Source organism: Paraflavitalea devenefica, assembly GCF_011759375.1.
Classification (GTDB): domain Bacteria; phylum Bacteroidota; class Bacteroidia; order Chitinophagales; family Chitinophagaceae; genus Paraflavitalea; species Paraflavitalea devenefica.
Genome location: NZ_JAARML010000001.1, coordinates 308,731 through 330,484, shown reverse-complemented (window position 1 = coordinate 330,484; position 21,754 = coordinate 308,731). Strand labels below are relative to the sequence as shown.

The 21,754-nt window shown below is 46.6% G+C and carries 19 protein-coding genes; 7 read left to right on the top strand and 12 right to left on the bottom strand.

Annotated elements, in window-relative coordinates; genetic code table 11:
- Positions 1–28: 28 nt before the first annotated feature.
- The 3 genes from HB364_RS01215 to ubiE all read right to left on the bottom strand — a co-directional run bounded on the left by HB364_RS01215 (position 29) and on the right by ubiE (position 3,686).
- Positions 29–1,801, bottom strand: a complete 1,773-nt coding sequence (locus tag HB364_RS01215; RefSeq protein ID WP_167286076.1) for a tetratricopeptide repeat-containing sensor histidine kinase — start codon at positions 1,799–1,801, stop codon at positions 29–31.
- 422 nt (positions 1,802–2,223) lie between these two features.
- Positions 2,224–2,937 (bottom strand): type IX secretion/gliding motility protein PorT/SprT, encoded by a 714-nt coding sequence (gene porT, locus HB364_RS01210; protein WP_246228277.1) that lies wholly within the window; start codon positions 2,935–2,937, stop codon positions 2,224–2,226.
- The gene (gene ubiE, locus HB364_RS01205) at positions 2,934–3,686 is read right to left on the bottom strand and encodes a bifunctional demethylmenaquinone methyltransferase/2-methoxy-6-polyprenyl-1,4-benzoquinol methylase UbiE (RefSeq protein WP_167286074.1); all 753 of its coding nucleotides are present in this window, start codon (positions 3,684–3,686) and stop codon (positions 2,934–2,936) included. The genes porT and ubiE overlap by 4 nt, the downstream gene beginning before the upstream one ends.
- 323 nt (positions 3,687–4,009) lie before the next feature.
- On the opposite strand from ubiE, the gene HB364_RS01200 reads away from it, so the two are divergent.
- The 5 genes from HB364_RS01200 (at position 4,010) to HB364_RS01180 (ending at position 9,323) form a co-directional block, all read left to right on the top strand.
- Positions 4,010–4,873, top strand: a complete 864-nt coding sequence (locus HB364_RS01200; protein WP_246228276.1) for a UbiA family prenyltransferase — start codon at positions 4,010–4,012, stop codon at positions 4,871–4,873.
- Positions 4,866–5,966 carry a type III polyketide synthase gene (locus HB364_RS01195; protein WP_167286073.1) on the top strand — a complete coding sequence of 367 codons (1,101 nt, stop codon included), beginning with the start codon at positions 4,866–4,868 and terminating at the stop codon, positions 5,964–5,966. The genes HB364_RS01200 and HB364_RS01195 overlap by 8 nt, the downstream gene beginning before the upstream one ends.
- A 120-nt stretch (positions 5,967–6,086) precedes the next feature.
- On the top strand, positions 6,087–6,701 hold the full coding sequence (locus HB364_RS01190; protein WP_246228275.1) for a methyltransferase domain-containing protein: 615 nt from the start codon (positions 6,087–6,089) through the stop codon (positions 6,699–6,701).
- 27 nt (positions 6,702–6,728) lie between these two features.
- Entirely contained in the window at positions 6,729–7,868 is a 1,140-nt protein-coding gene (locus HB364_RS01185) for an NAD(P)/FAD-dependent oxidoreductase (protein ID WP_167286071.1), read from the top strand.
- A gap of 33 nt (positions 7,869–7,901) precedes the next feature.
- Complete coding sequence (locus HB364_RS01180) at positions 7,902–9,323, top strand: DUF5723 family protein (RefSeq protein ID WP_167286070.1); 1,422 nt, start codon at positions 7,902–7,904, stop codon at positions 9,321–9,323.
- A gap of 26 nt (positions 9,324–9,349) precedes the next feature.
- Here the strand turns inward: HB364_RS01180 and HB364_RS01175 are convergent, their stop codons facing one another.
- The 7 genes from HB364_RS01175 to HB364_RS01145 form a co-directional block, all read right to left on the bottom strand.
- On the bottom strand, positions 9,350–9,718 hold the full coding sequence (locus tag HB364_RS01175) for a CoA-binding protein (RefSeq protein ID WP_167286069.1): 369 nt from the start codon (positions 9,716–9,718) through the stop codon (positions 9,350–9,352).
- A 49-nt stretch (positions 9,719–9,767) separates the two neighbouring features.
- Positions 9,768–10,871: an epimerase gene (locus HB364_RS01170; RefSeq protein ID WP_167286068.1), complete on the bottom strand. Its 1,104-nt coding sequence runs from the start codon at positions 10,869–10,871 to the stop codon at positions 9,768–9,770.
- 73 nt (positions 10,872–10,944) lie between these two features.
- The gene (locus HB364_RS01165) at positions 10,945–11,340 is read right to left on the bottom strand and encodes a hypothetical protein (protein WP_167286067.1); all 396 of its coding nucleotides are present in this window, start codon (positions 11,338–11,340) and stop codon (positions 10,945–10,947) included.
- Positions 11,341–11,348: 8 nt separating this feature from the next.
- Positions 11,349–11,855: a GbsR/MarR family transcriptional regulator gene (locus HB364_RS01160; RefSeq protein ID WP_167286066.1), complete on the bottom strand. Its 507-nt coding sequence runs from the start codon at positions 11,853–11,855 to the stop codon at positions 11,349–11,351.
- 62 nt (positions 11,856–11,917) lie between these two features.
- Positions 11,918–12,673 carry an energy transducer TonB gene (locus tag HB364_RS01155; protein WP_167286065.1) on the bottom strand — a complete coding sequence of 252 codons (756 nt, stop codon included), beginning with the start codon at positions 12,671–12,673 and terminating at the stop codon, positions 11,918–11,920.
- A gap of 40 nt (positions 12,674–12,713) precedes the next feature.
- Positions 12,714–13,400 (bottom strand): energy transducer TonB, encoded by a 687-nt coding sequence (locus tag HB364_RS01150; RefSeq protein ID WP_167286064.1) that lies wholly within the window; start codon positions 13,398–13,400, stop codon positions 12,714–12,716.
- 186 nt (positions 13,401–13,586) lie between these two features.
- Complete coding sequence (locus tag HB364_RS01145; RefSeq protein WP_167286063.1) at positions 13,587–15,971, bottom strand: ABC transporter permease; 2,385 nt, start codon at positions 15,969–15,971, stop codon at positions 13,587–13,589.
- A 654-nt stretch (positions 15,972–16,625) separates the two neighbouring features.
- Between HB364_RS01145 and HB364_RS01140 the strand changes: the two genes are divergently transcribed.
- Positions 16,626–17,099 carry a ribonuclease H-like YkuK family protein gene (locus tag HB364_RS01140; protein ID WP_167286062.1) on the top strand — a complete coding sequence of 158 codons (474 nt, stop codon included), beginning with the start codon at positions 16,626–16,628 and terminating at the stop codon, positions 17,097–17,099.
- A 98-nt stretch (positions 17,100–17,197) separates the two neighbouring features.
- On the opposite strand, the gene yihA is transcribed toward HB364_RS01140, so the two are convergent.
- On the bottom strand, positions 17,198–17,851 hold the full coding sequence (gene yihA / locus HB364_RS01135; RefSeq protein ID WP_167286061.1) for a ribosome biogenesis GTP-binding protein YihA/YsxC: 654 nt from the start codon (positions 17,849–17,851) through the stop codon (positions 17,198–17,200).
- A gap of 182 nt (positions 17,852–18,033) precedes the next feature.
- Here yihA and HB364_RS01130 point away from each other — a divergent pair, with 182 nt between their 5' ends.
- Positions 18,034–19,884: an outer membrane protein assembly factor BamB family protein gene (locus tag HB364_RS01130; RefSeq protein WP_167286060.1), complete on the top strand. Its 1,851-nt coding sequence runs from the start codon at positions 18,034–18,036 to the stop codon at positions 19,882–19,884.
- A 78-nt stretch (positions 19,885–19,962) separates the two neighbouring features.
- Here HB364_RS01130 and HB364_RS01125 read toward each other — a convergent pair whose 3' ends face one another.
- Complete coding sequence (locus tag HB364_RS01125; RefSeq protein WP_167286059.1) at positions 19,963–21,645, bottom strand: pyruvate dehydrogenase complex dihydrolipoamide acetyltransferase; 1,683 nt, start codon at positions 21,643–21,645, stop codon at positions 19,963–19,965.
- Positions 21,646–21,754: the final 109 nt, after the last annotated feature.

Sequence of the window (21,754 nt, the reverse complement as noted above, 5' to 3'; positions counted from 1 at the left end):
TATCTTTTTAACAGTGCTGCGGACAGCATTAAGCCACCTCCCTCGGTATGGTGATGGTGAATGCCGTGCCGCCATCAATTACCAGTGTTTGTTTTGCCCGCATTTGTTTGCACAATGCGCCGATCAGTTGCTTGCCAAATGAATTGCTTTTCTGCTTCCAGGTTTCTTCATTAATACCAATGCCATTGTCCCTGATCAGGAAAACCATATTGCTGGTATCTTCTGTAAGGCTGATCAGCAAGGAGGGATGTTGAATGTCCCGGTACGCATATTTCAGTGAATTGGTGATCATCTCATTAATGATAAGGCCAATGGGTAAAGCCTTGTCTATATCCATCATTTCACGGTCAATCCTGATCTGGAGGTCAAAATGGTCCCGGTCAAAACCATAAGAAGCAAGCAGTGACTCTGCAAGGTCAGTGAAATACTCCTTCATATTCACGGATGTCAGCTCATCTTTTTTATAGAGGCGCTGGTGAATAAAGCTCATGGCCTGTACGCGCTGCTGGCTTTCCCGCAATACAGATACAGCTCCCGCATCCTGTACTTTATAGGTTTGCAGGCTTAGCAGGCTGCTAACGATCTGCAGGTTGTTTTTTACCCGGTGGTGCAACTCCTTCATCATCGTTTCCAGGTTCTTCGACTGGAGGGCTATCTGCTGCCGTTGCTTTTTTACCCGGCGATAAAGCCATATCATACAAACAGCCAATGCTGCAAATACGATCACGCCGATCACCAGCACCGTGATCCGCTTGTTCTTATCGCTGCTCTCTATTCGCAGCGTTTGGATCTGCGATTCCTTCTTAGCTGTTTCGTATTTTGTTTGCAGGTCTACTACCTCGTTGGTCTTAGCCACATTGTTTAATGAATCATCGAGCTTGTCAGCCAGTACATAATAATGCAGTGCCGAATCGTATTGCCTGCTGGCCTGGAAAGAAGTGTGTAATTGCCGGTAGGCATTTACCAAACGTTCCGGCCAATGTAACTGGAGGGCCGTTTCCTCCATCTTACGGGCATACAGCAAGGCCTGTGTAGGATTGTTCAGTTTGACATATACATTGGAGATATTGCCATAGTTGAATGACAGGCTGGAAAAGTTATGATGGCTTTTATTGAAGGCAACAGCCTGAAATAAATAGTCCAGTGCTTTGGTATAATCTTTTTTGTGTTCCAGGTATACCTGGCTTATATTATTGTACAGTTTGCCGGTATGCTGTGTTCCTTTCCCCGACCGGATCAATTGCAGTGCCTGGGTGTATACCCGGTAAGCAGTGTCGTAATAATGCTCCCTGCCCGGCATTTTACCCATATCCCGGTAAATAATGCCCTGGCTACTAAGGGCATCAACCATGCCTGCTGTATCTGGTTTGGAATGATAAAGCTGGTAAGCAAGCTGGCTGTAATCAATGCCTTTTTCCAGGTATTTCAAAGTGAGGTTTGAGCCCGACATGTCTTTGTACACCTGTGCGATGTGAAGATAGCCGCCTGCCTGTGAACTGGTAGCCTTTAATTGTTCATAGATCTTTATGCTGCTGAGAAATTCATCCAGTGCGGCAATATAGTTGCCCCTTTGGCGCTTGACAATCGCTATGTATAGCGTGGCATCTGCTATGCCTTTTTCATATTTTATCTGTTCGGCCAGCGCTTTGGCCCGCTGAGCGATGCTGGTTATACTATCCTGGTTGATCTGGAGATAGGACGCTGCCAGTTTATTCAGCAGGTTCACTTTAGCAGTATCATTGGGGAGCGTTGATAATTTCTTTCGCAGGCTATCCTGCCGGATAGCGCGATCCTGGGCCATGGCAGGCAGGCTAACGATAACAAGCATCAAACTGATACCTGTAAGATATAGTGTTTTTGTAGGCAGGGCTCGTGGGTTTCCTGTTACGAAGTTAATGGGGAAACGGGCTTTTACATAATCGCTTTAGAAAATGATGTAATACGCCTTGGCGATGCAACATAAAGAATTGAAAATTAAAGATAAAGAGAGGCATCCTTGTTTATCAGGCATAAAAAAACCTCCCGTTTTGGCGGGAGGTGCACTAATCAAAATACATTAACCATTAAACCTTATCCTATGATGATACAAAGATATATAAAAAAATATCAATACCATTCTTTGTGTAAAAGATGTGCTTTATTTTAATAGTCTTTTAAACACTTGTGCCGGAAGCACAGATTGTCACTTTTTTTTCGTATATTATCAGTAACCGCAGCTATTGTTTACCCTTCAAAAATTAAAGAGAACAATATCATCCTTGAGTTGAGCTTGTCAATGGTGTTGGAGAACTTCAGGTTCGGGTCACGGGAATGGGTATTCATGAGGCCATTGCTGAATTTGATTTCCGGGGAAAGGATAAATACCGGGAAGTAAAAGCTGAACCCAATGCCGGCCTCTACGCCAAAATCATATTTAGACAGTTTCACCAGGTTCTCTGCCCGCCGGGCGGTGGAATTGGAAGCGATATCATATTCAAACTTGGCTCCCCCAAACATGTATACACGGAAATTATTGATCCGGTCCGACCGGAATTTAAGGTGAACAGGCAGGCCCACCAGGATGGATTCCAGCCTTTTGGTCATTACCTTTTGCTCTTCCTTGGCCCCATCGGGCGTTTTTAAATGGTAGGTGAGATTTTTATAAGAGAATAATAATTGCGGGAAGATGGCCCTTATTTCAAAGCGTTTGGAAATACGGTAAGTGTGCATACCCGCCAGTCCAAATCCCCCGGCATTCTGCGCCTCTATACTTTGTATACTATCCTGTTGCAGGAAAGTGGGGTCGTGGGTAATATTGAAACGGGAAGAATTATAGATAAGTCCAATACCTAAAAAGTACTTCTTATCATCATGATCGGGAAGATTCAGCTCTATTTCCTGTGCCTGGCTTTGTAAGCAGGCGACCCATAAAGTAAGCACGGACGCCAATCGTATCAACTGGCCCTTTTTCTGCCGCAATAAATAGTACATATTCCTAAACTCAGCCTTTTTAAAGAAGTGTCCGAAAACCCAACTTGTTGTAAAATGTGTAGAAATGTTTCGCCTTCAGGAAATGCTTTAACTGATTTATTTAAATATTGATACGCGTCTTTATTCTTGGTCAGCCAGCGCCCCGCCTGGGGTGCTATGATCTTCATGTAAAGGTTATAAAGTCCTTTAAACCAAACCTTTCTGGGCTTTGAAAACTCCAATATCACCACTTTTCCTCCCGGCCTGACTACCCGGTACATCTCACTGAGCCCTTTCTCCAGGTTTTGAAAATTCCGGACGCCAAAGGCAACCGTAATGGCATCAAACGAATGGTCAGGGAAATTTATTGCCTCGCTATCGCCCTTCTGCAATTCTATATGATTATTTAACAAGAGCTTCGCAATCTTCTGCCTGCCAAGCTGGAGCATACCCTCCGAAATATCTATGCCAATTATTTTCGCGGGTTGCAGGTATTTCCAGGTCGTAATGGCCAGATCAGCCGTACCCGTAGCCACATCCAGCACCTGCTGGGGTTTCAGTTCCTGCAATTCCCGGATAGCCCGCTTGCGCCAGTATACATCAATACCGCCCGACAGGAACCGGTTCATAAAGTCATACCGGAAGGCAATCTGGTCAAACATACTGGCCACCTGCTCTTTCTTGCTCTGCTCTGACCCTTTAAAGGGCACTATGGTATCGTGTGAATAACTGGGCATGGAGCGCGAAGTTAGGATAAAGTTGCTGGTTTCCGGTGCGGGACAGCCGTACTCTCTTCCCATTCCCCATCCATAGCGCTTCCGGAGCGGCTTCTATGCGCAAGCTCTAATAACCCCTATATAACCCTAATACATCCTCTACTTATCCCGTACATATCCCCTTCTTTATAAGATGGGAATATATACGGGATATCATGGGGTTATATAGGGAATATCTACGGGATATTCCGACTTCCGGGTAGGGTGTTCCATGCCTCAGCAGCGGAACAGCCATGCTCAACAGCCGCTAATCGGTATATTTACCTCAAAATGAGGGTTCCCGCTTGCTGCAACGCTCCACGATACAATTGCTCCGCTTCCATTTCTCCTTCTTCCTGTTGCCCGTCTACCTGTTTGCCCTGAGCCAGGTACCGGCTATCCAGGTGGCGCATGCCCTGCTGATCTTTTTTATCCTGCACGGGCTGGTCTATCCCGCCAGCAATGGCTATAATTCGTATATGGACAGGGATGAGGGGAGTATCGGGGGGCTCAAAAATCCCCTGCAACCCACCCGGCAATTATTCCGCGTAAGCGTGGTAATGGACCTGGCGGCAGTGGGGCTTAGCCTTTTGGTGAGCTATCTGTTTGCGGCTTGTATTATTGCCTATATCCTGGCTTCCCGGGCCTATAGCTACCGGGGTATCCGGCTGAAGCAATACCCGGTCATTGGTTACCTCACCGTGGTGATTTTCCAGGGCGCTGCTACTTTTTTCATGGTATACCATGGCAGCAGTGTAAGTAAAACGGTAGAGGTGCCCTTAACAGGAATGGCGGCTGCCAGCCTGCTGATCGGCGGTTTTTACCCGCTCACGCAGATCTACCAGCATGAGGCCGACAGGAAGGATGGGGTGCGAACCATCAGCGCGGCATTGGGATACCGGGGTACCTTTATTTTCACGGCTATCGTTTACAGCCTGGCCATGGGGCTGCTGGCTTACCTGTTCTTCAGCAAGGAGGAGCAAACAAAATTCCTTGTTTTGGCAACTTGCATGCTGCCAATCCTCGTATATTTTTTTAAATGGGCGGGCGGTGTATGGAAAGATGAAAACGTGGCCGATTTTACCCATACCATGCGTATGAATATGCTGGCATCGGTTTGTACCAATATTGCTTTCCTTGTATTATTAACCTGGAATTTATTTGAGTAAGATCATCTCTATCGGTACCGCAGTACCCGCCTTCAGGCACCGCCAGCAGGACATTATGCAGTTCATGCAGGCTGTCTATGCCCTTACAGAAGCTGATAAGCGTAAGATACGTTTCCTGTATCACCAGAGCGATATAGATTCCCGTTATTCTGTGATCCCCGATTACAGCCGCCCGGCTGCCGAATGGAAATTTTACCCTTGTACGGAGAACCTGGAGCCTTTTCCCTCCCTGGAACAGCGGATGACCTGGTACCATAAATATGCAGCGCCCTTATCTATTCATGCCGTGCGTGATTGCCTGGACGGAAAAATAAAGCAGGGCGACATTACGCACCTCATCACCGTAAGCTGTACCGGCATGAGCGCACCGGGGCTGGACCTCCAGTTGCTGGAATTGCTGCAACTGCCCAAGCATGCCTGGCGCAGTTCTGTAAACTTCATGGGTTGTTATGCGGCTGTTCATGCCCTCAAAATAGCCGATGCCCTTTGTGCAGGAGATAAAAAGGCAAAAGTACTGATCGTGTGCACAGAACTTTGTACGCTGCACTTTCAACGGCAAGCTTCCGTGGATAATATTGCTTCCAGCTTATTGTTTGGCGATGGCAGCGCTGCTGTACTGGTAACCCATGCCACAGATCCCCATGCCGGGTTACACCTGGATAGCTTTTATGCCGAAGTGATCCCCAAAGGCAAACAGGACATGGCCTGGGAATTGTCGTCTTCTGGCTTTCTCATGACGCTGAGCAGTTATATTCCGGAGCTGATAGGAGAGGATATTGGCGCCTTAACCGGCAGGGCATTGAAGCAAGCCGGTATTACACCGGAGCAGGTGACCCATTGGTGCATACATCCCGGCGGTAAAAAGATACTGGAAGCGGTGACAGCCAGTTTATCGTTAAAAAAAGACGCGCTGAATACCTGTGCCGATGTGTTGAGGAATTACGGAAATATGTCTTCTCCCACCTTGTTATTTGTGTTGAAGAAACTGATGCAACAAATGACTGCGACAGCGCAAAAAGATACCCGGCAAACTGTTTTCGGTGTGGCTTTTGGGCCTGGGCTGACCATGGAAACGTTTGTAGCTTCCGCATAAGCGATGAAACCTATATCTTTTTTTAATAATAACTTTAACCCTGTGAATCTCCACCGGCGCTCATACCAACAAGAATTATTGGACAGGGATGATATTCCTTTTGCTGATATCAAAAGGAATATGCAGGAGCTTGATTTTATCAATACCTGGTTGGGTGGCCATGCAATAACACTCGCGGGGTTACGGCAATTATCCCGGAACCAGTTGAGTATTTCCGTATGTGAGATAGGTTGTGGCGGAGGCGATAACCTGGCGGCTATTGCACGATGGTGTGAAAAAAGGAAGATCATCGTTTCTTTTACCGGGATTGATAAAAACCCGGACTGCATAACGGTGGCTGCTGCCAGGAACCTGCCCCATTGTACATGGATCACGTCTGACTATAAAGAAGTGCAGTTTGAACGTAAGCCGGATATTATCTTTTCCTCCCTGTTCTGTCATCATTTCCCGGAGCGGGAATTAAAAACACAACTGCTATGGATGCATCACCATGCACGAATGGGTTTTTTCATTAATGACTTACACAGGCATCCATTGGCTTATTATTCTATTCAATGGCTCACACGATTATTTTCCAAAAGCTACCTGGTAAAAAACGATGCGCCATTATCAGTAGCCAGAGGATTTGTTAAAAATGATTGGGAACAACTTTTTGATAGCGTAGGAATCACTACCTTTTCCGTTAAATGGAAATGGGCCTTCAGGTGGCTGGTAGTAGTGAACAGTTCATCCTGAAAAACAACACAACATTAATAGCACTGGTTGACTTCCGACCCCAAATACGATATCGCGATTATAGGTGGTGGCCTGGCAGGGCTTGCCCTGTCTATACAATGTGTACGGGCTGGTTACCGTACCATCGTATTTGAACGGGAAAAGTATCCCTTTCATAAAGTGTGTGGTGAATACATCAGCCTGGAAAGCTGGAATTTTCTCGAAGAGTTGGGCGTGCCGTTGAGTGATATGCACCTGCCCGTCATTAACCGGTTACAGGTAAGTGCTCCCAATGGTAAATACCTGGAAAGCCCTTTGCCATTGGGTGGATTTGGGATCAGCCGGTATACGCTGGATCATTTGCTGGCCAATATCGCCAGGCGGGAAGGGGTAATACTGATGGAAGAGACTAAAGTGCTGAATGTAGTATACCGGAATAATGCTTTTGTTATCTTTTCTTCCCGGGGTGAAACGGAAGCAACGATCGCTGCCGGCACCTATGGAAAAAGAAGTAACCTGGACGCCAAATGGAAAAGGCCCTTTACACAGGTAAAACCCAACAAATTAAACCATTATGTGGGGGTTAAATACCATATCGAGACATTTTTTCCGGAGGATATGATCGCACTCCATAATTTTGAGAACGGTTATTGCGGTATATCCCGCATAGAGAACAATAAATATTGTCTTTGTTACCTTACCACTGCCAGGAATCTGCGCAAAAGCCACAATGATATCCAGGCGATGGAAAAAAATATCCTGCAGAAAAATCCTTTCCTGGAAAAGATATTTTCCAATGCCCGGTTCCTGTATGCAGAACCGCTTACTGTTTCCAGGATATCCTTTAACAGAAAAAACCAGGTAGAGAACCATGTGCTGATGATTGGCGATGCCGCCGGCATGATCACGCCGCTTTGCGGCAATGGTATGAGTATGGCCTTGCATGGCAGTAAGCTGGCTTTTGAAGAGATCGGCCAGTTTATGAAGGGCCATATCACCCGGTATGAAATGGAGCTGCAGTATACACAGCAATGGGAAAAACATTTTGGCCGCCGCCTGCAGGCGGGGCGCCTTATACAACGTTTTTTTGGCAGTGCCTCATTATCCAATTTTTTGATAACCACCGTAAAACCTTTTCCGAAGTTCGTTGCCTTTTTGATTGGACAAACGCATGGTAAACCTTTTTAGTGAAGTGGTATGGTCAGGACCTTTCTTTTTTTAATGGCGTTATTATTGGGGCAGTTGGCAGTGATTGCGCAGAATTATCACGCAGTTAATGGCTCTTCCTATGCAGGCAGCCTGGGAGTAGGCAACAATCCTGCTTCCATTGTGAACACACCTTTTGCCTGGGATATTGATATTTTCTCTGTGCAGGCAAAACCGGCCACCAATGCCGTTACCGTATATAAATATTCGCTGCTTTCTTCTCCCGCCAATTCCGAATACCTGTTTGATAAAGGGTATTACAAGCGTTTTGTGCAGGCCAATGCCAACGTGAACCTGCTCAATACGCGCATTGCCCTGAACCGGCGGGCGGCTATTGCCGGAGGCATCAACATCCGCAGCTATACCGGTATTAAGACCAGCCCTTATAATTTCATTGATACCCTGAGAAGCTCCCGTGCTTTCTTTCAGATGAATGGGGGAAATACAGATTATAGTCTTGATATGGTTTCCAGTAGCTGGCTGGAGATCTTTGGCACTTATGCCCAAACCATCCTGGATAATGAGCGTAGCCGGCTGAATGCCGGTGTTACCGTGCGGGTATCCCGCGGCCTTTCGGGGGCACATGCCAACCTTGCGAGCGGAAAGGTAGAAAGGGTCATAGAGAACGGACAGGAAATATATGTGCTCAGGGATGCCTATGCCCGTTATGGCTATTCCTCCAACTTTGATGATTGGGAAGATGGTAAAGGATCGGGACAGAATGTGCGGAGCTTTATGACGAATACAGAAGGAGGGGCTTCTTTTGATGTAGGCGTGGAATACCTGATCAAGCCTTATGTGATAGCCGATTTCAATGATCCGGAAGAACGTTATTATGATTATGACTGGAAGATTGGTATTTCGGTGCTGGACATCGGGTTCAACCAATATAAGCATGGTGTTAACAGCCGTATTGCGCGGGGCTTCCGGGAGAATGTTACCGACATTGACCTGGATACGAAATTTAAAAACCTGGATGGCATCAGGGGATTTAATGACAGCCTGGCTACTATTGCGGGCGCCATGGCGCAATTGACCGGGAAGTTTAATATTATCAATCCAACCAGGCTGGTCATTAATGTAGACCGGTATTTGTTTGATGCTTTTTACCTCAATGCAGACCTGTCCATCAATCTTTCTCCGCTGGCGGGGGATGGCCGGTTATATGTGCGCGAAACCAACCTGCTGGCGGTAACACCCCGCTGGGAAACCCGGCGGCTGGGATTTTATATGCCCATACTCTATAATACAGAAAAACAGCTTCGTATAGGTGGAGCAGTGAAGGCGGGGCCGCTGCTGATAGGCATTCATAACTGGGCTACCCTGTTTGCCAAAGACCGTATGCAAAACGGTGGGGGATATCTGGCGTTTATTGTCCGTGCCGGCAGGAACAGCGAGGCTAAGCGAAGCAGGAAATATGATTGTCCTCCTTATTAAGTTTCCATTTCTTTACTGGCTGCAGATCAATATTGTCCTGTGCTTAATAGAACCAGCGTACAGGCTTCCATAGGTTGTATGCCTTGCTTTTCGGCCATAGCAGCCAGCTCTTCATTTTCTGCGCCGGGATTGAAGATAATGCGTTTGGGATGCAGGGAAAGGATATAATCGTAGTATTCCTTTTGATGAGTTGGGTTCAGGTATAAAGTCACGGTATCTACATCGCCTGCCGGCTGCTGCTCCGTTTGTACATTCACATCGCCCACTGTCGACTTTTTGCGTCCTATAGCTACCACGGGATGATTATGGGCCCGTAGCTTATTAATAGCCAGGAAACTATAACGTGCCGGATTATCAGAAGCGCCCAATACCACTGTCTTTTTAGCTGTGCCCATACTAAATGCTTTATAGTATAACGAATATACCGGTTATTTGGTTGAGGGGTTAAAACAGGTGATACTTCTTGCGGGGTGTTTTGCTTACAATATCCTGTAAGGCATCTTCCACCTGCACGTATTTAAAACGGAACCCATCCTTTAATAACCTGCCTGGCAATACCCAACGGCTTTTCAGCACCAGCTCTGTTTCGGTCCCTATTAACCGGGCGCCCAATTCCAGCATCCAGGTAAAAGCAGGCAATCCAACCTTATGCCCCGTAACCCTGCGCAGTGAGCGCATGAAATCAATATTGGTAACCGGGTTGGGAGCCGAACAGTTGTACACGCCTGCTGCTTCGGGATGCTCATAGCACCATTCCACCACACGGCACAGGTCTTCTTCGTGCACCCAGCTATACATCTGTTGTCCGCTTCCCTGGTAACCGCCAAGCCCTGCTTTGAGCAGGTTGAAATAAGGGACCATTACTCCACCCGCTCCCAGGGTAATGGCGGCCCGCAAAGCTACTTTCCTGGTGGCGGGCGTTTGCTCATTGAAGAAAACCTGTTCCCATTGCTTACAAATGCCTACCGAAAAGTCTTTGTTCAGCAACCGGTATTGTTCCGCCTCTTTACCATGCAATAATCCCGCCTTCCACTTTTTCCACCGGTAGCGCAACCTGTCGAGGAATGAATAAGGCATATTGTCGTTTTTGAGGTCGCTGATCTCCCCATTTTCTTCTTCCTGTGGCCTGTCCATGGCATGCCGGTAAATGGTGGCTGAAGCAGCATTGATCCATAATGGGGGAGGGTTACTAACACGCCTGATCGCTTCTCCAATGGTATGCGTAGCATCTATCCGGCTGTTGAGCACTTCTTTCCTGTTGAGTTCATTATACCGGCAATTTACCGATTTGCCTGCGAGGTTGATCACGATATCACTGCCTTCTATATCATCCAGCCAGTGCTTTTCTACATGCCTGCCGTCCCAGCGCCAGTAGGTGATATTGTATCCGTCTGCTGCTTTTAGCAGGTGGTGGCTGTAATGGTTATTTCTATTATTCATCGCTTGGCGGCTGAGAATAATAACATGATTGTCTTTTCCGAAATATTGAGCCATTGCCTGACCAATGAAGCCGGTGCCTCCTGCAATGACTATTCTCTTGTTTCTCATATTTTCAGAAATTATTGAAATAGTATAGCTTAAAAAAAACCGGTTACCCGGTCCTGCGCTTTCTTCCCCAGGTTTATGCGTTCACCTGGTCAGACACTGCAGGTGGCATAGCATCGAGTGTCAGGGCTTTTGTTTCCCGTATACAGGTTACGAGGTAAAAGATGGCCATCAATGGGCTCACGATCAACAGCACCAGCAACCCTGAAATAATGTTCTCTCCCGGCAAACAAAGCAACAGCATCAGGATAACAAGGCCCAATGAAATGAGGTAGCCTTTGCGCATCCTGGTTTTGTAAGGCGCCCGGTAAAAGAGGTGGACTATTGCACTGAGTAACTGCCATCCTCCTACAATGAAATATGCTGCGAAAAAGAGTTCACTCAATATTTCGCCAGACGCAATGGCCATGCCTATGCCCAACACGATCAATACTGCCTGAAGAACACAATCTATCCTCTTGAATGTCTTCATAATGCCTGTTATTTAAAGAATTTCATGAGGCTTCCTACAAACCAGTTCTCATCGGCCTTTACGAGTACATCCAGCATTTTATCGGCCTGGTTGCCGAAGCGTTTGATGCCCTGCATGGTTTCCACAAACTGCTTTACTTCCTTATCCTTCTTGTCGCCTTCCACAGCGGCCAGTTGGTCCATCAGTTTCAGCATGGGATCCAACTCCCTGCGCTTACGTTCTTTAATGATCGTGGTAGATACCTTCCAGATATCCTTCTCCGCTATAAAAAACTCTTTACGCTCCCCGGGTATACTGGTACGCTCTACCAGGCCCCAGTCTATCAACTCCCGTATATTCATATTCACATTGCCCCGGCTTACACTCAGTTGTTCCATAATATCATCCTGGCTCAATGGATCGGGACTAATAAGCAACAGGGCATGTATCTGCGCCATGGTGCGGTTAATGCCCCAATGCGTTCCAAAGGAACCCCAGGAATCGATAAACTTCAGTTTTGCATCATTCAACTTCATGGAACTACTTTTCAGGTATAAAGATATACTCTATTTCTGAATTTTCAAATATTATTGAAAGTTTATTGAAGACGGAAAATCACAGGCTGTGTTTTGTAGCTTTTCACTTTACGGCCGTCCTTGACAGCGGGCGTCCATTTGGGAGAAATACGTATTAACCGTATGGCTTCATCATCCAGTGACAATTCAACAGATTTTGCTACCCAGGAATCCTGTACAATGCCATCTGTATCAACCGTAAACCATATCCTGACCGTACCTTGGATCTCCCGTTTGCTAGCGGCTTCGGGATATCTGAAGTTTTTATTCAGATACCGTTGCCAGCGGGCAAGGCCACCCTCAAATTCAGATTCTTTCTCTCCCTCTTTTAATTCATATTTTTTATGGGACGTATCTTTTGAAAAGTCTTTTTCCCACACCAGTTTCCCCATTGCAAATCGCTTCTGGTAACGCAGTCCGCCCGTATCATTGTAATAATACCAATCGCCATTAACGATACCATTTACATAATTCCCCAGGGAATCCATGTAACCTTGCCTATCGTACCAGGAATACCTGCCATGCGCTGTTCCGTTCTCATCTTTTTTATTAGTCTCTATCCTTATCAGTGGCCCATTCAAACGGTAAACATCCCATTGTTCGCAGGAATCGCCCGACGGTTTTGCCCGGGCAAAATACCGGGCATCTTTTAAAACAGTAGTACTTTTCCAGGCTGAATCAAACAAATAATAGCTTTCGTCACTTCGCTGACCGCGTACATGTAGAACCAGCACTATGCATGTAACAGTAGCAATTAGTTTTGCGTCACTCAACTTCATAAACAGCTTTTCAGGCATAAAAATAGATGGTATTGAAAGTTTATTTGGGCGTCTTGTAAGTAATAGGTTGTATTTTATAACTTTTCACCTTGCGGCCATTCTGTTGGGCAGGCGTCCACGAAGGCGATACTTCTATCAGACGCATGCTTTCCTTGTCCAGGGACTGCTCAGCAGATCTGAACACCCATGTATCCTGTACCGCGCCTGTTGTATCTACTAAAAACGCGACCCTCACCTCACCACCTATTCTTGCATTAATCGCCTCCCGCGGATAACGCAGGCTCTTTTGAAGATACAGTCGCCAGATAAAGAGCCCACCCGTAAATTCAGCCTCTTTTTCCCCTTCCTTTAAAGGCTCTTTTTTACTACCCGGTACTCTTTCGTGCTTTTTTTCACTTACTACAACATCCCTATTGTATTCTCTCGACAAATAGAGTTTCCCTTTATCATTGTAATAATGCCAGGTACCATTTCGCTCTCCATTGACATAAAAACCGGTCGAGTCTACCCACCCATCGTCATCATAAAAAGCAAAGCGGCCATGGGCTATTGTTTTCTTTTTGTCTTTATAAGACTCTATCCTGAAAAGCGGACCCCTGCGCACGTAATAATCCACCCGCCAGCAAGTATCACTGACCTTGGTGGTATAATCTACCATACTCTGGCTATAAAGATCCGTTACAGTTAATAAAAGCAGGGGGATAAACAGTATGAGAAATCGGTTCATATAAAAAGGGGTTACCTGCAAGATGCGAAAAAATCGCATTTACACAAGTAAAATCGAAGAATTAACAGGGGAACTAATCCTGAAACAGACCCGACAGGTTTCCTTATTCGAAAGAGAAAGACCCTGACAGGTTTCGTTTGCAACGAATAAGGAAACCTGTCAGGTCTTGCGGTATATAGATAGACTTTACTCCGTCTTTAAACTCTTTGTCGGATTGGCCAGCGCTGCTTTGATGGCCTGGAAGCTAATGGTTAATAAGGTGATCAGCAAGGCGCCTGTTCCTGATGCCGCAAATATCCACCAGGACATAGCAGTCCGGTACTGGTAGCCCTGCAGCCAGTTATGCATGAAATAATAAGCAAGGGGTATGGCAATGAATAAAGAAACGATTACCAGCACTACAAAGTCTTTTGACAACAGGCGCCACACGTTCAATACAGATGCTCCCAGCACTTTGCGTATGCCAATCTCTTTGGTACGCTGCTCAGCCATAAAGGAAGCCATTCCAAAAAGCCCGAGGCAACTGATAAAAATAGCCAGTATAGCAAAGAAGCCGGCTAATTTTCCCACACGCTCTTCATCTCCAAACTTCCTGGCATATTCTTCATCTACAAATTGATATTCAAAAGGCTGCTCAGGGTTCATTTTTTTGAACACGGTTTCAATGCTGCCTAAAGCGTCTTTCGCGCTTACGGCCGGATTGATCCTGATGAGTACAAAGCTTTGTGCATAGTCGCCCAGGCGGAAGACGGATGGCCGTATCTGTTCATAAGGTGATTGCATGATAATATCCTTCACTACCCCCACTACTTTAAAGGGTTCCCCAAACCGCATGATCGTTTCGCCCACCGGGTTTTGAAGGCCCATGAACTTTACGGCTGCTTCGTTCAATATCAATCCAACGGAATCGGAAGCAAAGTCTTTTGAAAAGTCACGGCCTGCCGCCAATTCCCAGCCAATAGTTTTGCCATAATTATAAGAAGTATTAATAACAGGGAAATCAACCGATAAATTAGGGTCTTTCCCCTTCCAGTCGAACCCACTGCTGGTTTGCCATGTTTCTGTTACCGGATTGTCGGTCTCTGTCATGGACAGGATCGTTCCTGTTTTTTTCAGTTCAGCTTCTACTACATTAAAATGATCATGGATGGCAGTGGTAACCATGTGCAGGGAAACGAGGCCATTGCCTTCGTACCCGATGGGACGGTTTTTGGCAAACTGTATCTGCCGGAATACAATGATGGTGCCAATGATCATGGTCACTGAAGTAGTGAACTGCACAATCACCAATGCTTTGCGTGGTACTGCCGCCCATTTACCTGCCTTGAAAGTACCCTTCAATATTTTAACAGGCTTAAAGGAGGAGAAATAAAAAGCAGGATAACTGCCGGCTATAAGACCGGTGATCAGGCAGAATACAAGTCCCAGTATCCAGAATAGTGGATTGCTCCAGGGCATAACTATTTTTTTGCCGGCCACCTCATTGAAGAAGGGAAGCAATGCTAACACAAAAATGAGGGAGAGCAGGAATGAAAAAGCTACCACCAGGATGGATTCGCTGAAGAACTGTCCAATCAATTGAATGCGCAAAGAACCAATGGCTTTACGGATACCGACTTCTTTGGCGCGCTTTTCCGAACGGGCGGTGCTCAGGTTCATAAAATTGATACAAGCCAGCAGCAATACAAATATGCCAATAATCCCAAACAGCCATACATACTTAATCCTGCCGCCGATATTCATGCCATCCTTAAAGTAAGAATACAAATGCCATTTACTCATCGGATGCAGGAAAAGTGCAGGCTTTTTCTTCGCCAGTTGCGCATTGACATTCTTTAGTTTTTCGTCTTTGATCTTTAAGGATACTTTGTCCAGATCGGCATTTTCTGCCAACTGAACATAGATCTGGAAGGCATTGGGCCGCCAGGGATCCTGTATCGTTTTTATCCAGGGAGTATTATTGAAATAAAGGTCCCAGGCCCCCATAAAATGCAGGGCAGCAAAGGAAGAGTTATCAGGCAGGTCCTCATACACACCGGCTACTTTTGCATCCATCTTATTATCAATTTTGATCACCTGGTCCATCGGGTCTTTATCTCCAAAGAATGCCTGTGCTGCAGATTGAGATAATATAATGGAGGTAGGGTCCTTTAATGCGTCTCTTGTGCCCTTGACCATTTTCAGCGTAAGCATTTCAGTAATGGCCGGCTCAAAATAATTACCCGGCTGTTTCAGCTTTTTATCACCTACCGCCAGGAGATGATCTCCACCGCCGCCACCCAGTACAACCCTGGTAAAGTCGCCACCATAATTTTTGCGCAACTCTTCGGCCAGCGGGTAGGGCACTACTGGTACGGTCTGCACTTCACCATTATTGGTTACGTGTTGCTCTACCTGTGCAATGCGGTCATAATTTGTATGGTTTTGGTCGAAGGATAATTCGTCCCATATCCAAAGGCCGATGAGCATACTTACACCTATGCCAACAGCCAGCCCACCGATATTGATAAAAGAAGAGAGTTTGTTCTTAACAATGTTTCGCCAGGCAGTTTTAAAGTAATTGGTGAACATACGTATGTTTTTACAAGGTTTTAAAGGTTTAAAAAGACCCCTAAAAGAATGGTATACTGGTTATTATCCTAACCAGTATAGTGCCATACCAGTAAATGTCTATGAATCAGTATGTTGTATATGGGTTGATTCTCCAGACTGTTCGCTTTTAATACACCAGGCGTTCATTGGCGGGCGGAGAAGCCCGGCAGGGGTCCATACAATAAATTTGACCAACGGCTAAAATAAATTTGACCTGCCTGTAAAATAACTGTTTCGCAAGAGCCGTTTATAATCTGACCCTGCTACTCTTTTCCTTTTTTTGATCGTACCCACTTATCCAATTCCTGATCGTTTAAATTGTAAACTGTATGAAAAACCTTTACACTCCAAGGTGCTCATCATGCTGTTTTTCTATTCTGTTTACTGACCCAACAATCTATAACTGACCCCGCAGGCGGCTGCCCTGTCACGCATAAGTCTGTGTACATGCGTGAGTGGTAACCGTTCATTTTTAGGTAATGACACAATAATCCCTACCCTTTAAGGTGGGTTATCCTGTAGTGGCAGGATGACCCATCCTTTCTTATGTAGCCGGAAAGTAATAATACATTAACAAACCGCTCTTTTGGTTAAGAGCTGATTTTTCGGTAAATTCGAAAAACCCATTTCAATATGATCTGGAGAAAGTTTAACGGCGATCCGCTTGAATTACCCGTCTATGATGCTGTGGAAGCAGCCATCAAACGTGAAAGCGACAAAGGTTACCACCTCAAGGTGTGCATAGGCACCGACTCCCAGGTAAAAGGTTCCGAGACAGAGTTTGCTACTGTTATTGTATTCCTGCGTGAAGGACATGGAGGTTTCATGTTCATTCACAATGAGAAAACAAAACAGCAGTATTCCATTAAGGAACGCATGCTGGTAGAGGTAGGCAAGAGCATTGAAATAGCCTACGATCTCTGCCATCTTTTTACGCAGTATGACGTAGATATGGAAGTGCATGCAGACATTAATACCAACCCGCATTTCAAGAGCAATGATGCCTTGAAAGAGGCCATGGGGTATATACTGGGGATGGGCTTTGCCTTCAAGGCCAAACCGGAAGCCTTTGCCAGCAGTAGCTGCGCCAATAAAGTGGTAAACTAAAAACCCTCGCCTTTACGAACGAGGGTTTTTTATTGTACAGTTGTGATGTATTCACGACTCAGGGCTTTGTCTCCCCCTTACAGGAGCATTATTCAATCTCACTCAGCGCTTTCTTCTTTCACTGTCTTATTACACTGCTCAATAAACTGCAGTATTTTATCTCTTCCCATTTTCTTTACCGCACTGGTTACAAAGCTGGGAGGCAGAAATTGCCAGGTCTTGCGCATGGCATCGAGGAAAGCTTTTACATTCTTGCTTACTTCTTTCTGCGATTCCTTATCGGCCTTGGTGAATACAATACAAAATGGCAATTCCCATTCACCAAGCTGGTTCACAAAATCAAGGTCTACCTTTTGAGGGGCATGCCGGCTGTCAATCAGCACGAAAATATTGGTGAGGTTTTCCCGCTTGCGCAGGTAGTTCTCAATCATCGTTTCCCATTGTTTACGCTGGCTCTGCGATACCTTGGCAAAACCATAACCGGGCAAATCGACCAGGTACCAGGGAGTAGCGATTGTTTTGCCGGGTATATACTTATCGGGCAGGCTCTCTACCTCAAAATGATTAATAAGCTGTGTCTTGCCGGGTGAGCCGGAAGTCTTGGCCAGCTTCTGGTTATCGGTCAGCATATTAATCAGCGATGATTTGCCCACATTGCTACGGCCAATAAAAGCATATTCCGGCCTGTCGGGTTTGGGACATTGTGCATAATCCGGACTACTGATGAGGTATTTGGCAGATTTGATAATCATGATAGGGCTGCAAGATACGGAATACCGTAGCAACCCGATTGTGCATGGTTTTATAACGTATGTACGCAAAAGAAATGGAGTGCAGGCACAAACCGGCAATTAAAGAAATTTAATGGTTATACAGGGCGTATCTGCACGGTGCAGTACTATTCATGGGATACAAAAAAAGCTATATTGCCTGCATGAAAAAGACATTCCTGCTTCTATGTTTACTGGGTGTGGCAGCACTCCTGCCGGCACAGATCAAACCCTTTCGTTTTGTTCATATCAGTGACACGCACATCGGCTCTCCCAACGGCAGTGCAGAAGAAGACCTGCGCCGTACTGTACGGGATATCAATGCCATGAATGATGTAGCGTTCGTCATCATCACCGGTGATATTACAGAGCTGGGAACAGATAGTCAGCTTCAACTGGCCAAACAACTCTTTGATAGCCTGCAGGTAAAATACTATATCATTCCGGGTAATCATGATAGTGGCTGGAGTGAAAGTGGCGGCGTCAGCTTTACTACCATCTTTGGGTACGATAAATTCCTGTTTGATTATAACGGCGTTCGTTTCATTGGTTGCGCTTCCGGTCCTTATGTGCGCATGAGCGATGGGCATATTCCACGCAATGCCGTAGTATGGCTGGATGAGGTATTGAAAAAAACGGATAAGCAGCAACCTATTATATTCTGCAACCACTATCCGCTCGACAATGGCCTGGACAACTGGTATGAGGCCACCAACCGATTAAAGCAATACAACACCATACTGGCCATTTGTGGCCATGGCCATAACAACAGGCCTATGAATTTTGAAGATATCCCTGCTGTGATGGGTCGCTCCAACCTGCGCGCCAAAGCAGCAGTAGGTGGTTACAACCTGGTGGATGTGCGCCCTGATTCTATTGTCTATACAGAGCGCCGCCCTGGCGTGGAAACGCTGCAGCCGTGGACAAAGGTAGCCGTGCAGGCACACCAGTATGCCGTGCCTTCCAAAAAGTTTGAACGGCCCGATTATGCCATCAATCAGCAATATGCCCGGGTAAAGCCCAAATGGACCATCGCCTCTGATGCCAATGTTATTTCCACGCCTGCTGTATACAAAGAGCACGTCATCTTCGGTAACCAGAATGGGGAAGTAGTGGCCCTCGATTTAAAGAATGGAAAACGTCAATGGTCATTCCCTACAAAAGGCTCTATCTTTTCCTCTCCGGCAGTAAAAGAGGATAAAGTAGTATTGGGATCGGGCGATGGGAAGGTCTATTGTCTCGATGTAAAGAACGGCAAACAACTTTGGGCCTATACTACGGGAGCGGCTGTATTGGGTTGTCCGGCTATATCCGGCGATACGGTATTTATTGGTGGCAGTGATCATTCCTTCCTTGCATTGGGATTGAATGATGGCCAACTGCGCTGGAAATACGATAGCCTGAACGGGCCGGTGGTAAGTACGCCGTTATTATATGAAGATAAAGTGATCTTCGGCGCCTGGGATACCTATTTGCATGCTGTAGACCGGCAAAGTGGCAAGCTGCTGTGGAAATGGAATCCCGGCTCTGCTGTCATCAACTTTTCTCCGGCATCCTGTATACCGGTGGCCGTGGATGGCGTAGTATATGTGGTAACGCCCAATCGTACGATAACAGCTATTGATGCGCAAACAGGCGCTACGCTCTGGCGCAATACAGAAACCCGTGTGCGGGAGTCCATTGGCATTTCCAATGATGGCAAATGGGTGTATGGCAAAACCATGCAGGACACCCTGGTAGCTTATGCCGCCAGCCGCGAATCGCAACGTCCGGCCTGGGTAATGCATGCAGGGTTTGGCTATGAGCATGTGCCTTCCATGCTCATTGAAAAAGAAGGGCAGATATTCTTTGGTACACGCAGTGGCGTAGTATATGCTATTGATCCGGCCCAGCGGAAAGTAATATGGGCACATAAAATTGATAACTCGATGGTCAATACGGTACGGGTATTGGACAGCAAACACATTATCGCTTCTACGATGGATGGTAAGGTAGTGTTGCTGGAAGTGAAATAGCTAAAAACAAAAATCCCGCTGATATTATCAGCGGGATTTTTTATCGGACGATAAACTAAAAACAGGGATGATCAACCACTATACCAGCATGGTGAGCGGTTCTTCCAGTAAACCTTGCAGGGTTTGCAGGAAGGCTGCACCAGTGGCGCCGTCTACTACACGGTGATCACAGGTGAGTGTAACCTTCATGATGTTGCCGATCACGATCTGACCATTCTTTACTACCGGTACCTGGTTAATAGCGCCAATGGCCAGGATACAGGATGCAGGCGGATTGATGATGGCAGTGAACTCTTCAATGCCAAACATACCCAGGTTGGAAATGGTGAAGGTGTTGCCTTCCCATTCGGAAGGTTGTAATTTCTTAGCCTTGGCTCTTTGTGCAAAGTCTTTTACTTCTCCGGCGATCTGCGACAGTGATTTCAGGTCGGCAAACCGTACTACCGGCACCAGCAATCCTTCTTCTACTGCTACGGCCACACCAATATCAATGTGGTGGTTTACGCGGATCGTGTCGCCCATCCAGCTACTGTTGATAGCCGGGTGTTTCTTCAGGGCAACGGCGCAGGCTTTCAGCACCATGTCGTTGAAGGAGATCTTATTGGTAGCTATTTCATTCAGTTTGGCGCGGCTGGCTACTGCCTTATCCATGTTAATTTCCATGGTGAGGTAGAACTCAGGGGCTGAGAACTTCACCTCAGATAAGCGACGGGAAATCGTTTTGCGCATTTGTGATACCGGCACATCGTCGAAGCTTACCTGACCAGCTACAGCAGGCTGGGCTGGTGCAGCAGCGCCTTGTTTGCCGGCAGCAGTGGCTGCAGGAGCAGCAGAAGGTTTAAAGTCGTCCACGTCCTTCTTCACAATACGGCCACCATCACCACTGCCAGGTACCTTGGAGATATCAATACCCTTTTCGCTGGCCAGTTTGCGGGCGAGGGGAGAAGCTTTTACGCGGCCATTCTCGGTAGTAGCGGCTGGCTGTGCTGCTTCCGCTTTGGCAGCGGGCTGAGCAGCAGCGGCTGGTGCACCTTCCTTAGCAGGCTGGCTGCTTGGTGTGCTTACCGTTCCGCCACCTTTGGCGGCAGCTACGATCTTGTCTACATCTACCTTGCCTTCTTCGCCAATGATACACAGCAGGGCATTTACCGGTACCTTATCGCCTTTCTGGGCGCCGATATATAATAATTTACCTTGTTTGTAGCTTTCCAGCTCCATGGTGGCCTTGTCGGTCTCTACATCGGCCAGCAGGTCGCCTTTTTTCACATCATCGCCCACTTTCTTATGCCAGGCGGCAATTACGCCTTCTGTCATGGTATCGCTCAGACGGGGCATCAGGATCACTTCCTGCATATTGGCCAGGTCGAGCGCTGGTTGCTGGGTACTGGTTGCTGGTTGGTTGCTGGTTGCAGGTTGCAGGTTGCTGGTTGCTGGAGCAGCTTCTTTTTTAGGTTCTTCTTTCTTTGCTTCGGCTTTGGGAGCAGCAGCGCCACCACCGGAAAGCAGGGAGCTGATATCTTCGCCGGGAGCGCCAATAATGGCCAGCAGGTCATTTACCTGCAGTTTTCCGCCTTTATCTGTACCAATATGTAAAAGGGTGCCATCTTTATAGCTTTCCAGTTCCATGGTAGCCTTATCTGTCTCTACTTCTGCCAGGAGGTCGCCTTTCTTTACCGAATCCCCTACCTTTTTATGCCAGGCCGCAATCACGCCTTCGGTCATCGTGTCACTCAGGCGGGGCATTAAGATCACTTCAGCCATAGTCTTTATTAATAATTTGAGATTTAATACGTCAGGTTGCTAATTGAGCGCCGAAATTACGGCAAAAGTCCGAAAGTTGGAAAGTCGGATAAGTCCGGAAATCCTGACT